The organism is Dysgonomonas sp. Marseille-P4361, assembly GCF_900343125.1.
GTDB lineage: Bacteria > Bacteroidota > Bacteroidia > Bacteroidales > Dysgonomonadaceae > Dysgonomonas.
The window spans coordinates 538,108-554,082 of the sequence record NZ_OPYL01000002.1 but is presented as its reverse complement, the minus strand read 5'-3'; the positions used below and the strand labels follow the sequence as shown (position 1 = coordinate 554,082).

Sequence of the window (15,975 nt, the reverse complement as noted above, 5' to 3'; positions counted from 1 at the left end):
TAATAACTGTATTAAGTTTATTACCACTGTATAGCTACCCTTCAGGTCTGAAAACACTACTATATATAGCTTATAGCAATCGAGGTTAAAATAAAACGAAAATAAGTTACTTTTTTTGTAACGTTTATTAAGACTTCTTCGTCATACTTAATGAATGTTGCAATATCATACACTTTATTTTCATTATTTCTTAATCAATAAAAAACACAAATATGTATTTCAGATTAGTCATATTATCTATTCTTTGTATTGTTTCAGGAACTACTTTTTCTCAAAGTGAGATAAAAGGAATTGTAATAGACGATACTACCCAAAAAGAAATTGAGTTTGCCAATATAGCATTGCTAAAACAAGATTCTACTTTTATAGCCGGAGTGTTGTCTGATGAGCAAGGTGTATTCTCGATAGATAACATCGACAAAGAACAATATATCTTATCCATTACCTATGTTGGTTACGAAAAAAAATACAACCCCATACAAGTTACAGGCGAAAATGTAGATCTAGGAAAGATAAAACTAAAAACATCAGATGTTGCTCTAAAAGATGTTACCGTAACAGGAAATGCAATCGTACAAAAAGCTGACCGCAAACTCATAGTCCCTACCGAATCACAGATTAAAGCTTCAAACAATGGTGTATCTCTTTTACGCAATCTCCAACTCTCTCGTATTATCATCAACCCAATAAACAATACAATAACAGTGCCAAATGGCGATGCAGTCCAACTTAGGATGAATGGTCGTGAAATTTCGATAGAAGAAATAATGGCTTTAAATCCTTCAGAGATTATCCGTATAGAATATCATGACGATCCTGGGATGAGATATGGCAATGCTCCTGCTGTGATAGATTATATCACCCGTAGAAATGAGTCGGGTGGAAATGTATCTGCCAATCTTGCAAATGTACCTTTCTACAAAATGGACTTTGGAGAAAACTTCGCTTCTGCTAAACTTAACAACAAGAAATCAGAGTTCAGTGTTAATGGCTATTGGAGAAGAAGAGGGATTAAATGGAATCGCGAAAATCTGGAAACTTATAATTATCCAAACAAAACATTAGAACGAACAGAAGAGGGACAACCGACAAAATACAGAGAATACAATCTAAATCTGGCGCTTAACTACAATCTGACCGAAACAGATAAATATATGTTCAATGCTAAATTAAAGAATAATAACAATGATATTCCAAGCCAATTTTCGGACAGAGAAAGTAAGATGTATTCACTCGAAAACGAAGATCCGATTCATATTTCAGACCATTCTACATGGCGAAGTAATGCTCCTTCGTTAGATTTGTATTATCAGCATAATTTAAAAAGTGAACAATTGCTTATATTCAATGTAGTAGGAACCTATATAGATTCTAAATCGGAACGTTTTTATTTAGAAAAGAGACATGATATACCAACTACTGATATAACTTCTATCGTAAATGGAGATAAATATTCTTTGATATCAGAAGGAATATACGAAAAAGGACTAAAAAACGGTAAAATATCAGGAGGTCTGAAACATACTCAAAGTTATACGAAGAACATATATGAGGGTAATGTATCTTCCGATGTTAATCTGAAATTTGCAGAAACGTACGGATATGTAGAATATCAGCTTCGTAAAGGAAAATTCAACTATACTTTTGGTGTAGGTGGTACTCGCACTTACAATAGCCAAGGAGGCAGCAGTAATGAAGATTATACTTTCCGCCCTACATTACGAGTGAGTTACAATATCAATGACAATGCATATATACGCTACAACGGATTTATCTCAAGTTACTCGCCTTCTTTATCCGACCTCAACAATGTGGTACAAGATATAGACTCTTTGCAAATAAGAAGGGGAAGCCCTAATCTGAGAACTGTAAAATACTTCTCGAACAGTATAAATGCAGGATACAGTAAAGGAATGATCGGATTAGAGTTTATGATGCGTTATTCGTACGATCATAGACCTATAATGGAAAGTATTTCGTTAGAAAACATCAATGGAGTTGATAAATTTGTTCGTACCAATATGAACCAGAAAGGTTTTCACCGTTTATACTCTCAGTTGAACATAAAATTGAAACCCTTAGGTGATTATATTTCCTTATCTGTTGCCCCTAGCGTAAACCGCTTTATCAGTTATGGAAACGAATACACACATACATTCACCAACTGGCGCATTTATGCATCTTTAACTGCAAACTATAAGAAATGGTTCTTAAACGTAGAAGGTTATGGACGCTGGAGAAGTTTATGGGGCGAAACATTAATGAGTGGAGAACGATTCCATACCGTAATGGCTGGATATAATACCGACAAATGGAGCTTAGGAGTAATGGAGATGAATCCATTCACCAAAGAATATACACAAAACACGCGTAATTTATCTGCACTGACTCCTAATATTTCGAAGCTACATACTGATAATTTACGCCAATTGTTTGCTATCAATTTTTCAATCAACTTAAACTTTGGGCGTCAATACAAAGCAGGTAATAAGCGATTGGATAATGACGACTCTAATGCAGGAATTATGTCGGGTACAAAATAGTTAGTTACTATTTCTAATAACGTTACCTCTCCTAGTATTTTTTATTTGGAGAGGTTATTTTTTGTAGTATTTGCCTGAAAATAGGTATATTTATCCAATCAATTTAACCTTTCATATTTATACTATTAAAAATCACGCATGATGAAATATCCTTTTTTTCAGAATATCCTTTCTATTTATATCAAGTTTCTTTTACTCATTTTCTCTTTCAATACAAGCATCCGACTCTATTCCAGCTTCGGTACGCACAAGTGAAATTACTGCAGAATGGATTGACAGAGCAGAAATAACAAGTACAGCATCTAAATCTCGAGGACAAGACTTGCTTTGGTATCAACAGCCGGCTAGAATATGGGAAGAAGCTCTTCCTCTTGGAAACAGCAAACTAGGGGCTATGGTTTTCGGAGGTGTAGCTGATGAAAGAATACAACTAAACGAAGCTTCTCTTTGGGATAGATACCCTTTCGAGAGAAACAATCCTACTGCATTAGAAAACCTACCAGAAGTACAACGCTTACTTTTCGCTGGAGAGAACAACAAAGCTGTAGAATTAGCCTCTAAGCATATGATGGGAATACCTGAAAGAATAAAACCCTACCAATCGCTTGGAGAAATATGGTTCGACACTCCACATATGAAGGTACAAAGTTATGTAAGAGGTCTTGATCTATCCACAGCCATATCAACTACAAACTATTCCTTTAATGGGAGAAAATATACACGAGAAAGCTTTATATCGCCAATCGATGACATATTGATTATAAAATTCACGACAGAAAAAGGAGGAAAAATAGACTTTTCCTTAACAATGAGAAGGGCACAGGATGCTCAATGTATTGCGGATCCTAATAATAATTCGATTCTACTAACTGGGCAAATAGACTGCAAAGACAATAATAGAGAACAAAGAGGGATGAAATTCGCTGCTCAGGTAAAAGCTTTTGTCAAAAAAGGGAAAATTGATATAGATAACGGGATTATGCACATTAGTAATGCGGAAGAAGTAACCTTATACGTTAGCGGAGCAACAAACTATCCCGGATTAAAAAATATGCTTAACGGATCTGATCCATCTATAGACCCTGTAATAGTATGTTCTCATAAAATAGATAAAGCAACAAAGAAATCATACGCACAACTAAGAGATGATCACATAAAAGAACATCAAAAATATTACAATCGTGTTGATCTGAATTTAGGGAATGTTGATAAGAATATTCTAAACCTACCTACAGATAAAAGAATACAGCTAGCCAAAGAAAAAGGTAACCCAGACAATGACCTGATTGCTACTTATTTCAAATTCGGACGTTATTTACTTATATGCAGTTCGAGACCAGAGACAATGCCTGCTAATCTACAAGGAATGTGGGCATGGCAAATGAATCCGCCTTGGAGTGCCGACTATCATACGAATATCAACTTACAAATGAATTACTGGCCTGCTGAAATAACCAATCTCTCGGAAATGCATTTACCTCTATTCGACCTGTGTGAAGCCTTAACAATACCAGGAAATAGAACCGCCAAAACTCTTTATGGAGCCAATGGTTGGGTAGTTCACCATCTGACCGATATATGGGGTTTTACTGTTCCGGCCGATGGACCGCAAGGAATATGGCCTATGGGGGCAGCATGGCTTGCCCAGCATCCTTGGATTCATTACACCTATACAGGAGATAAAAAGTTTCTGAAAGAAAGAGGCTATCCACTGATGAAAGGGGCAGCAGAATTTATTTTAGACTTTTTGGTTGAAGCCCCTGAGGGTACAGCAAATGCAGGTAAATTGGTAACTAACCCCTCCTACTCTCCCGAGAATGCTTACTTTCTGCCAGATGGTACACAATCGGTATTTACCTATGGGGCAACTATGGACTTACAGATTATAAACGATTTATTGACTCACTGTATTGAATCGTGTGAAATACTCGATACCGATCATGCTTTTAAAACCCGTTGCCTAGAGACTCTTTCACGTTTGGCTCCTATACAAATAAGTCCCAAAACCGGACGTATTATGGAATGGGCTGAAGATTACAAAGAAGTGGAGCCTCATCATCGCCACACATCCCATTTATTCGGATTGCATCCCGGAAATCAGATTACAACTCTAGCCACTCCTGAATTAGCTGAAGCCGCCCGCAAAACACTAGAGGGGCGCGGCGACGGTGGTACAGGCTGGGGGCTTGCATGGAAGATTAATATGTGGAATCGCCTACAAAACGGAAATAGAGCATATAAACTCTTATCTACTTTATTGACAGACAAGACCTATCCTAACCTATTTGACGCACACCCTCCTTTTCAGATTGATGGCAACTTCGGGGCAACAGCTGCCATTGCCGAAATGCTACTACAAAGCCAATCAAAAGGAAAAGACGGGGTGTACACGTTGCAATTACTACCTGCATTGCCTGATACTTTTTCTGATGGAGAAGTAAAAGGTTTATGTGCTCGAGGTGGGTTTGTTGTTGATATCAAGTGGACCAACAAGCAAGTTAGTGAAGTAACTATCGTTTCCCGAAACGGTGGAAAATTACATATTACTGATGGAGTAAATAATTACTCTGTGATGACTAAAAAAGGAGAAAAAATCAATTTAAATCATCAACTTAAGAGGGAATAAAAGAGAATAAGCAAGCTTTCAATATATTTCTTACGATTTCCTTAAAACCTCGTAAGGTATATTATGAACTTCAAGTATAATTCATTTATAAATAAAATACACGAATCATAGAAATAGTTATAATTATAGCAAGGACTACAGCCGCAATTATAGCTATGCATTTAGCAGACTTTTTTCTATTCGAAATCATCATTATAACAAATAAAACCATAAGACATACAAATAAAATATGGCTAGCTATTGTAATGGGAAATAATTGTTCATCTGAAATCATTTGATAAATGTATAGAAAATAAATAATATGAACGATATAAGGAAAACTATAATTAAAATAGTAAAGCCCGCAAAATCACTTCGCAGACTCACTAAAGTTTGAAAATTTCACACACAATAACACTATATTCAAACCATCATTTACTAAACATCATATATCTAAAACTTATAGCTGAAACAAAAATATAATAACAAGATGAATACGAAACATCAATATAGTGCCTAATGCTGTCAATAATTAATATATTTGTGTCTATATCTGAAAACACCAATAAATTTAAAAGTCTATAAAAATAAATTTCAACCAACAGATAAATGACGGATTTGTAAAACCTACTAACGTAGTTAATGAAGACACAAGAGCTTCAAAGACATCTTTTCTGAAAAGGACTTTAGATATTTAAACCATAGCTGTATTCAAATAACCTACAAGACACTTCTTACGATTTCCCCACATCTTTATCTATACAATAAAAACCTTATGGCAAAGTATAGCGAAAGATTGGTCATGAAGATCGTAAGATTGATAGAAGAAGATGTGTATACAATAACAGAGATTTGTAATGCTCTGAACATTTCGAGAAAAACCTTTTACGAATGGCGCAGCGAAAAAGCAGAATTTGCACAAGCGATTGACGAAGCAATGGAGATCAGAGACGAAAGGCTGGTTGAGATGGCTCACTCAGCGCTGAAAGAACGACTAAAAGAGACGACCATACAAGAAGAGATCATTAGCTACGAAGTAGACAATGATAATCCTTCCGAGTTTAAGGTTAAATCTAAATTGGCAAAAATACGCAAGGTATTGCCAAGTATAGCTGTCATTCGATTTGTATTGGACAAAGATCAAAGGCGAAGAGAGGAAAAAGCAAGAATACGCCGAATAGAAGCAAGTAAAAAGCCGTCCGGCTTCAGAGGGTTCTCTTCTCCTTTTTTAGAGATGTATTCGGAATAAAGAAAAACACCAGAATCTGTCACCTTTGTCACTTTTTAGTTAAAATCAGACGGGAAGATTGTATTTTTTGAAGATATTTTCGGCGATTTCAATTTCTTCTCTTGTGGGCGGTTTAACCTCTTTTAGTTTGTAGTCCTCTCCTATCTCTTCCCATTTGTGAATACCCATTTGGTGGAAAGGAAGAATATCTACACGCTCTATAATGGTGCTGTATTGCGATACATATTTAGCCCAGTTATCTAAATCCTCTTCATCATTGGTAAATCTGGGAACCAGTACATATCTGAGCCATACGGGTTTATTTATAGAAGATAGATAGTTAAGAAAATCAAGAGTTGGTTCCAAAGGCTTAGCCGTTAGCTCTTTGTATGTATTAGGATTTATATGTTTTATGTCTAACAACACAAGGTCTGTAAATTCCAGTACACTCTTTACCTTATCGTTGAGAATAAAACCCGAAGTATCTACAGTGGTATGAATCCCTTCTTGCTTGCTGAGCTTAAACAATTCGAGTACAAACTCAGGCTGCAAAAGAGGTTCTCCTCCCGAAACGGTTATACCACCCGTTCGAATGAAGTTCTTTACTTTCTGCACCTCACTAAAGGCTTCTTCAGCTGTAAGCTCATGTGTTGTATTCTTCATACTCCATGTATCGGGATTGTGGCAATAAAGGCAACGCAGCGGACAACCTTGCAAAAAGAATACAAAGCGGATACCCGGACCATCTTTAGTACCAAAAGACTCGAAGGAGTGAATACGACCTTTCATTGTTCGATTGTTTAAGTAAAAAATAAAGACAGACAAAGATACAATGAAATCATTTATCTCTGCCTGCCCCGATATTATTATTGATGAAATATTAGAATGAAGTTGTAATCGTTCTGTTTATAACATCCAATTGTTGCTCTTTAGTTAGCTTAACGAAGTTAACTGCATAGCCCGATACACGGATAGTCAACTGAGGATATTTTTCAGGATGATCCATAGCATCGATCAACAGATTGCGGTCAAATACATTTATATTCAAGTGGTGACCGGTTTGCAAGAAGTAGCCGTCCATCAACCCTACAAGGTTTTTAGCTTCTTCTTCTCTGTTCTTACCTAGCGTATTTGGTGTAATGGCAAATGTATAAGAAATACCATCATTAGCATGTTCGAAAGGAAGTTTAGCTACTGACGAAAGCGATGCAACAGCACCTTTGGTATCGCGTCCGTGCATAGGGTTTGCACCCGGAGCAAACGGAGTACCACCACGACGTCCGTCAGGAGTATTTCCTGTTTTCTTACCGTAAACTACATTTGATGTAATAGTCAATACCGACTGTGTAGGAATAGCTCCCTTATACATCTTACGTTTACGTATTTTGCTCATGAATTTCTCAACGATTTCTACAGCAAATTTATCGGTCCTTTCGTCGTTGTTACCAAATGGAATGTATTCGCCTTCAACAATGTAGTCTACTGCATCTCCGTCAGCATCTCTCACTACGCGTACTTTGCCGTATTTGATAGCTGCAAACGAGTCGGCAATAATAGACAGACCTGAAATACCGAATGCTTGTGTACGAACGATATCAACATCATGCAAAGCCATTTCAAGTGCTTCGTACGAATATTTATCGTGCATATAGTGAATAATATTCAGAGCTTTAACGTAAGTCTCTGCAACCCAGTCCAGCGTGCGATCAAACTTCTCCCACACTTCTTCGAAGTCAAGATATTCGCCAGAAACTTTTTCGACCCAATGTCTAGGAAGGACTTGCGCTTTTGTTATCTCATCCTTACCTCCGTTGATTGTATACAACAAAGCTTTAGGAAGATTTGCTCTAGCACCGAAGAATTGCATTTGATGACCGATACGCATTGGAGATACACAACAAGCGATACCATAGTCGTCACCTAATTGAGGGCGCATGATATCATCATTCTCGTATTGCAGCGAAGATGTATCGATTGAAACTTTGGCACAATAACGTTTCCATGTTTCAGGCAGGCGCTCACTCCACAGGATTGTAAGATTTGGTTCCGGAGCCGGTCCTAGATTGTATAGTGTATGAAGCATACGATAACTGTTTTTAGTTACCATAGACTTGCCGTTGTTTGTCATACCACCGATTGACTCTGTTACCCATACAGGATCGCCAGAGAACAATTCGTTGTATTCGTTGGTACGCAAGAAACGTACAATACGCAGCTTCATGATGAAATGGTCGATCATCTCCTGAGCATCTTGCTCTGTGATAACACCTTCCTGCAAGTCTCTTTCGATAAAGATATCAAGGAAAGTGGTTACACGACCAAGGCTCATAGCAGCACCATTCTGGTCTTTGATAGCACCAAGGTAAGCGAAGTAAGTCCATTGAATAGCTTCTTGAGCATTTTTAGCAGGTTGCGAAATATCGAAACCATAGCTAGCAGCCATACGCTTCAATGCTTTCAGAGCTTCAATCTGAGAACTTAATTCTTCACGCAGACGAATAAGATCATCTGTCATCACAATAGGATCACATTCCTTAAATCTTCTTTGACGTTCTGAAATTAAGCGGTCAACACCATAAAGTGCTACACGACGATAGTCTCCAATAATACGACCACGTCCGTAAGCGTCAGGAAGCCCTGTTAATAAACCGTTACTTCTTGCACGACGGATACTGTCGGTATAAGCAGCAAAAACACCTTCGTTGTGAGTACGTCTATATTTAGTGAATATTTCTTCAGTAGTTTTATCTAAGTCATAGCCATATTCAGCAAGGCTTTGTTTCACCATACGAAGACCTCCGTTCGGAAAAATTGCTCTTTTAAGAGGTTTATCAGTCTGAACTCCGACTATTTTTTCTAAATCTTTATCTATATATCCAGCTCCATAAGCATCAATCTGAGAAGGAATACGAGTTTCGGCATCATAAACACCTCTTTCCTTCTCTTCTAGAAACATTTTACTTAGCTTATTCCAAAGTGTGGTTGTTGCTTGAGTAGGGCCTTGTAGGAAACTTTCGTCCCCTGTGTACTCTTTGTAGTTTTGCAAAATGAAATCATTTATATTGATTTCTTCTTGCCATTTTGTACCTTTAAAACCTTTATACGCGTCCATTTTTTGTATTTTAAGTTATACCTTTTTCAATTAATAATTAGAGCAAGACTCTCACTATCCATAAAACAGGAGTGTCATCTCATCTAACAATGTTATTTTTCAGGTATTTCGTTAAGGCCTGCAAAAATACAATAACACAAGCGTATAAACAATAGCAACCGAATCTTCTTACCATGAAAGTCTGAATAAAGAATAGGTACCGCACCTATCACCCATAAATTTTATCTATCAATCAAAGAGAAACAAGAAGCAATATAGAATTTAAAAGAAATAGAAAAGTTAGATCTATATCTTATTTATATTTCACAGAAACTAGATATCATTAAATAGAAATACTTTAAATTACACATATAATAGATATAAACCATAGCAGAAATAAATTTTATTTTAGTTATTTAAAACAAAATCATTACTTTTGCCGTTCATGAGAGTATTCTGTCAAGTAGATTTAAACTATTTGAGTAGCTCTAACCAAGATAAGTAAAAGATATATGCAAAAAAATTTAGTAATTGTCGAATCTCCAGCGAAAGCCAAAACCATTGAGAAATTTTTAGGGAAAGATTATAAAGTCATGTCTAGTTATGGACATATACGAGACCTTAAAAAGAAAGACTTAGGCATAGATATGGAGGATAATTATACTCCTATATATGAAGTTCCGGCTGACAAGAAGAAAATTGTAGACGAGCTCAAAAAAGCGGCAAAAGAAGCTGATATTGTATGGCTCGCTTCCGATGAAGACCGTGAAGGAGAGGCTATTTCTTGGCATCTTTTCAAAACATTGAAACTGGATGAAAACAAAACTCGAAGAATCGCATTTCATGAGATTACTAAAGAAGCCATTTTGCATGCTATAGAAAACCCAAGAAAGATAGACATCAATTTAGTTGATGCACAACAAGCCAGACGAGTATTAGACCGTATAGTAGGATTTGAGTTATCGCCTGTTTTATGGAAAAAAGTTAAGCCAGCACTGTCTGCAGGACGAGTACAATCTGTAGCTGTGCGCCTGATCGTGGAAAGAGAGCGTGAGATTCAGGCTTTTCAGACCGAAGCATCATATAAGATTACTGCCGTTTTCATAAAAGAAGAAAATGGTATTAAATCTGAAATAAAAACAGAATTAAATAAACGATTAAAGACAAAAGAAGAGGCTTTAAAATTTCTTGAAAGCTTAAAAGATGCTAACTTCAGCATAGAAGACATAGAGACTAAACCTGTTAAGAAATCTCCGGCTGCACCGTTTACAACTTCAACATTACAGCAAGAGGCTTCCAGAAAACTAGGCTTTCCTGTATCTATGACTATGATGGTTGCCCAAAAACTATATGAATCCGGAAAGATTACATATATGCGTACAGACTCTGTCAATCTATCTGGTCTTGCCATTAATTCGGCGAAAAAAGAAATTGAATCTGCTTATGGAGAGAAATACTCTAAGGTCAGAAAATTCTCAACAAAATCTAAAGGGGCGCAAGAGGCTCACGAGGCTATCAGACCAACTTATATGTCTGAGCATACTATATCTGGCACTGCGCAAGAAAAGAAACTATACGATTTAATTTGGAAAAGAACGATCGCCTCACAAATGGCTGATGCTGAACTAGAAAAAACAACCATATCGATAAACATATCGAATAGTAAAGAATTTAGATTTACTGCCGTAGGTGAAGTAATTAAATTTGATGGGTTTCTTCATGTCTACCTAGAAGGTACAGACGACGAAACAATTGATTCGGAGACAAGCTTGTTGCCTTCTGTTGTTAAGGGAGAAAGTGTTGACATGCAAGAGACTAATGCTACTGAGCGTTTCACTCAACGTCCTAGTCGTTATAGTGAAGCTGCATTAGTTAGAAAGTTGGAGGAGTTAGGAATCGGACGTCCATCTACTTATGCTCCGACAATATCGACTATACAAAATCGTGAGTATGTTGAAAAAAGTAATATAGAAGGAACTAAACGAGAATACAATGTCTTGTCTTTGAAAAAAGGTAAGATAACAGATACAAAAAAGTCAGAAATAACAGGAGCTGATAAAGGGAAATTAATACCTACTGATATAGGAATTGTTGTAAATGATTTTCTTACTGAATATTTCCCCGGTATTTTGAATTATAACTTTACAGCTAACGTTGAAAAAGAATTTGACCTTATTGCTGAAGGGGAAATAAACTGGAGTAAACTTATTGATAACTTTTACAAAGTATTCCATCCTGTTGTAGAAGCTGCAACAAATATGCAGACAGACCATAAGATAGGGGAACGTATACTTGGTACAGATCCTAAATCGGGCAAGCAAGTTTCTGTGAAAATCGGTAGATTTGGCCCTATGGTTCAGATAGGAGTACAAGAAGATGATGACAAACCACAGTTTGCCGGACTTCAAAAAAATCAATCGATAGCAACAATTACACTAGAAGAAGCGCTCAAACTGTTTGACTTACCCCGATCAATCGGAGAATTTGAAGGAAAGGAAGTCAGCGTTAGCTCAGGGAGATTTGGCCCTTATATCAAACATGATGGCAAGTTTGTTTCTTTACCAAAGGAATATGATCCTTACAGTGTAGATTTAGAAGCTGCGATTCCTTTAATTCTGGAAAAAAGAAAGAAGGAAGCAGAGAAACTAATAAAAACTTTTTCAGAAGAACCTGATTTGCAAATACTAAATGGTCGTTACGGTCCTTATATCTCTTACAACAAGAGTAACTACAAGATTCCTAAAGGCACTGTTCCTGAAGATATAGACTACAAAACAGCGATGGAAATTGTAAATTCGACCGAAACCAAGACTAAAGGGAAGTCAAAAACCAAGAGTAAAGCAAAAAAGAAATAGCCCTTACTGTTTATAAACACAAATTACAATACAGTAGATGAATAAGTTCTTAGAAAATATATTCGGATATAGAGGATTCAAGATTTTGACTCCTCTATTCGATTTAGTTATAATATATGGCGCAATTATCTTATCGTTTGACCTGTTCAAAGACTCTTTGGATAATTTCTCTGAGAACTGGTTTGCTTTCGTTGCCATCTCCCCATATATTGGATTAAGTTATATTATTATTAGTCATATATTTGAGCTTGATAAACCTAAGGATTTTACGTTCTTTGGTATTGGCTATACGGTTGTTTTAGCTATTATAACTCAACTATTTGTTACGATGGCTATAAGCTTCCTTGCCAGAGAATTTGCTTTCCCTAGAAGTATATTATTAACAAGCTCTGCAATTCAAGCTTTCTTAATCACACTCTGGCACCTCTTTGCCAGCAAAATGTATTTTAAGGTCAACAAGAGTAAATCCGTCTTGGTCGTTGGTTATGAAAAATCACAGCCACTTGCTTATAAGTTATTAGAATCTAGAGGTATGTGGTCACACATAAAACATGTATGTGCGCCTAATTATCCTAATGTTTATGAATTAATCAAAGAGTGTGATATTACATTCCTAACTGAAGATGTAGAAGAAGAATACAAGCAAAAGATTATTCTCTACTGTATAGAAAATAATTATACTGTTTTCTACCAACCTAAAAGTTCAGAAATATTACAGTTTAATGCTAACTTTCTACAGATAGACGATTCTCCCGTATTGGATGTAAGAGAGTTAAATATCTCTCCTAGCAGTGAATCTTTAAAACGGTTTATTGATGTTGTTTTAGCAGGTATAGCATTTATTATTTTCCTTATTCCGGCAACAATAATATATTTAATTCTAAAGATTGGAGGAGGAACTGCTTTCTATGTACAAGAAAGGGTAACTCGTAACAATAAAATATTTAAGATTTATAAGTTCAGGACAATGATAGAAAATGCTGAAGCGAAATCAGGTCCTGTTTTAGCTCAAGATACAGACAAACGCATCACTAAGATTGGTCGTATTTTAAGAGCAACCCGTCTAGATGAAATTCCTCAAATATTCAATATCCTTATTGGAGATATGAGTATTGTTGGCCCACGCCCTGAAAGGCCTTTCTTTGTAGAGCAATTTCAAAAAGAAATGCCTGAATACAATCTTAGACATAGAGTAAAAGCAGGATTAACCGGATTAGCTCAAGTACAGGGGAAATACAATACTTCTGTTCAGGATAAATTAAAATATGACCTTTTGTATATCAATGGCTATTCGCTTGCCTTAGATATTAAACTCGTAATGCAAACAATGAATATACTTCTTCGAAAAAGCAGTACAGAAGGATTAAAAACAGTTACAGAACTCGAAGAAGAGGTAGAGAGTCTTACCAGAAGATAATCATACTAAAATGAAAGATTTTAAACAACTTATAATAACGAGACGCAGCACGCGAAAATTTACTGATGAACCGCTAGAAGCAGGACAAGTAGAACTAATTCTTAAGTCAGCATTAATGTCTCCTGCATCCAAGAGTTCCAATCCTTGGCAATTTGTTTTGGTTGAAGATAAAGAAATGTTAGAAAAATTATCTTTAGCTAAGAAGCATGGCAGTAAACTTATAGCCGGATGTACGTTGGCTGTAATAGTGCTAGCTGATCCAACAAGAAGTGATGTCTGGATCGAAGATGCGTCAATAGCATCAATAATGATGCAATTACAGGCTGAAGATTTAGGAATTGGCAGTTGTTGGGTTCAAATAAGGGAACGTTTTACCGATGCTGATACTCCATCTGACGACTATATTCGTAATCTGCTCGATATTCCAGCTCAATTGCAAGTGTTATCTGTCATTGCTTTTGGAAACAAAGCTCAAGATCGTCCTCCTTTCGATGAAGAAAAACTACAGTGGGAAAAAGTCCATGTAGGAAAATTTAATATAAATCAACTAATTGATTAAAATATATGTCTACTTCTTCTAAAAGCAAATCAAATGATAGATTATCTTACGGAATATCTATTTTGATTTTTGGTATATTATTTCTTCTTGATAAAATAGGGATACTTGCAAAGATTCCATACAGTGAAAAATTTATAAGTATTGGCTCTTTTCTTCTGATCGGAGGAATAGTATTCCTTGCAACTCAACCTAAAAAAATTCTAGGCTGGATATTCTTAATTGTCGGCATTTTGCTGAATGCTGATTTATTCTTTGGTTGGATGGCCAATTATTCCAATCTCATTGTACCTATAGCTCTTATCGCAGTCGGTATAGCTATGGTTATAACTTCGAAGAAAAGTAACTAATAAATGAAAATTGTCTTTATAGGTGCAGGAAATGTGGCAACACATCTAGCGACAGAACTCTATAAAAAATCTTTTAATATAGTTCAAATATACAGTCGCACACTAGAGTCTGCATCCGAATTGGCACTGAAAGTAGAAGCCGAAGCAATTACTGATATACATTCGGTTACAAATAATGCTGATTTGTACATCTACTCGGTCAAAGACTCTATTCTAGAAGAAATTATTGCAAAAACACCTAAGCATCAAGGTATAGCTATACATACTGCAGGAAGCGTGCCTTTAGATATTTTCAGTAAATACACTACTGATTATGGAGTGCTATATCCTTTTCAGACATTTAGTAAAAATAGAGATATTGAATGGAATACTATTCCTCTTTTTGTAGAAGCATCTAATAAAGACGCTTTAGACAAAATAAAAGGACTAGCCTCTACCCTATCTTCAAAAGTATCAGAATTAAACTCTGAGGATAGAAAATATATACACTTAACCGGTGTATTTGCGTGTAACTTTACCAACCATATGTATGCGCTATCTGAGCTATTCTTAAAGAAGATTAATCTACCTTTCGATATTGCATTACCTCTCATTAATGAGACTGCATCGAAAGTAAAAGAGTTATCTCCTAAAGATGCTCAAACGGGTCCTGCCATCCGATTTGATGAGAATATTATCAATAATCATTTATCTCTTATAGAAGACCAAGACATCAAGGATATATATAAGCTGGTGAGTGAGAATATACATAAAATCAATAATAAATCATGAGTTCTATAAACTACGATCTTACCAAAATAAAGTCATTCATTTTCGATGTGGATGGAGTTCTCTCTCCTAGTACTATCCCATTATCCAAAGAAGGAGAGCCAATGCGTATGGTCAATATAAAAGATGGATACGCAATTAATCTGGCAATAAAGAATGGTTTTGATGTAGCTATCATCACAGGAGCAGACACTGAAAACATACGAGTTCGCTTCAGTAAATTAGGAGTTAAGGAAATATACATGAAGTCGAGAATAAAAATTAATGATCTGAACGACTACATGCAGAAAACAGGTTATAAAGCTGAAGAAATTCTATACTCAGGTGATGATATACCTGATTATCAAGTTATGAAGGCTGTGGGTTTATCTGTTGCTCCGGCTGACGCTGCCTTTGAAATTAGAGGCATTGCTAAATACATATCTCACTTAAAAGGTGGAGATGGCATAGCTCGCGATGTTATAGAACAAGTGATGAAAGCCCAAGGTAAATGGATGGGTGAAGAAGCTTTTGGTTGGTAACATCTTAGTTGTATAAAATAAAGAATTACAGAAGCATCTAG

General features: G+C 36.1%; 11 protein-coding genes. 9 read left to right on the top strand and 2 right to left on the bottom strand.

Annotated elements, in window-relative coordinates:
- The first annotated feature begins 212 nt into the window (after positions 1–212).
- The 3 genes from DHU68_RS06130 (at position 213) to DHU68_RS06115 (ending at position 6,397) form a co-directional block, all read left to right on the top strand.
- The gene (locus DHU68_RS06130) at positions 213–2,543 is read left to right on the top strand and encodes a carboxypeptidase-like regulatory domain-containing protein (RefSeq protein WP_108822088.1); all 2,331 of its coding nucleotides are present in this window, start codon (positions 213–215) and stop codon (positions 2,541–2,543) included.
- A 322-nt stretch (positions 2,544–2,865) separates the two neighbouring features.
- Positions 2,866–5,169, top strand: coding sequence for a glycoside hydrolase N-terminal domain-containing protein (locus DHU68_RS06125; RefSeq protein WP_160111085.1), 2,304 nt, complete (start codon positions 2,866–2,868; stop codon positions 5,167–5,169).
- A gap of 754 nt (positions 5,170–5,923) precedes the next feature.
- Positions 5,924–6,397 (top strand): bacteriophage terminase small subunit, encoded by a 474-nt coding sequence (locus tag DHU68_RS06115; RefSeq protein WP_108822085.1) that lies wholly within the window; start codon positions 5,924–5,926, stop codon positions 6,395–6,397.
- 45 nt (positions 6,398–6,442) lie between these two features.
- Here DHU68_RS06115 and pflA read toward each other — a convergent pair whose 3' ends face one another.
- Together pflA and pflB are read right to left on the bottom strand one after the other, a co-directional pair.
- A complete protein-coding gene (gene pflA / locus DHU68_RS06110) occupies positions 6,443–7,165 on the bottom strand; it encodes a pyruvate formate-lyase-activating protein (protein WP_108822084.1) in 723 nt (240 codons plus the stop codon).
- Between the two features lie 91 nt (positions 7,166–7,256).
- Positions 7,257–9,488: a formate C-acetyltransferase gene (gene pflB / locus DHU68_RS06105; RefSeq protein WP_108822083.1), complete on the bottom strand. Its 2,232-nt coding sequence runs from the start codon at positions 9,486–9,488 to the stop codon at positions 7,257–7,259.
- A 491-nt stretch (positions 9,489–9,979) separates the two neighbouring features.
- On the opposite strand from pflB, the gene topA reads away from it, so the two are divergent.
- Genes topA through DHU68_RS06075 form a run of 6 tightly spaced genes read left to right on the top strand, consistent with a single transcriptional unit; the run spans position 9,980 to position 15,934 of the window.
- Positions 9,980–12,322: a type I DNA topoisomerase gene (gene topA / locus DHU68_RS06100; RefSeq protein ID WP_108822082.1), complete on the top strand. Its 2,343-nt coding sequence runs from the start codon at positions 9,980–9,982 to the stop codon at positions 12,320–12,322.
- A gap of 37 nt (positions 12,323–12,359) precedes the next feature.
- On the top strand, positions 12,360–13,739 hold the full coding sequence (locus DHU68_RS06095; protein ID WP_108822081.1) for a sugar transferase: 1,380 nt from the start codon (positions 12,360–12,362) through the stop codon (positions 13,737–13,739).
- 10 nt (positions 13,740–13,749) lie between these two features.
- On the top strand, positions 13,750–14,298 hold the full coding sequence (locus DHU68_RS06090; protein WP_108822080.1) for a nitroreductase family protein: 549 nt from the start codon (positions 13,750–13,752) through the stop codon (positions 14,296–14,298).
- A gap of 5 nt (positions 14,299–14,303) precedes the next feature.
- Positions 14,304–14,645, top strand: coding sequence for a hypothetical protein (locus DHU68_RS06085; protein ID WP_108822079.1), 342 nt, complete (start codon positions 14,304–14,306; stop codon positions 14,643–14,645).
- A gap of 3 nt (positions 14,646–14,648) precedes the next feature.
- Positions 14,649–15,416 (top strand): Rossmann-like and DUF2520 domain-containing protein, encoded by a 768-nt coding sequence (locus DHU68_RS06080; protein ID WP_108822078.1) that lies wholly within the window; start codon positions 14,649–14,651, stop codon positions 15,414–15,416.
- Entirely contained in the window at positions 15,413–15,934 is a 522-nt protein-coding gene (locus DHU68_RS06075; protein WP_108822077.1) for an HAD family hydrolase, read from the top strand. Before DHU68_RS06080 ends, DHU68_RS06075 begins: the two co-directional genes overlap by 4 nt.
- Positions 15,935–15,975: the final 41 nt, after the last annotated feature.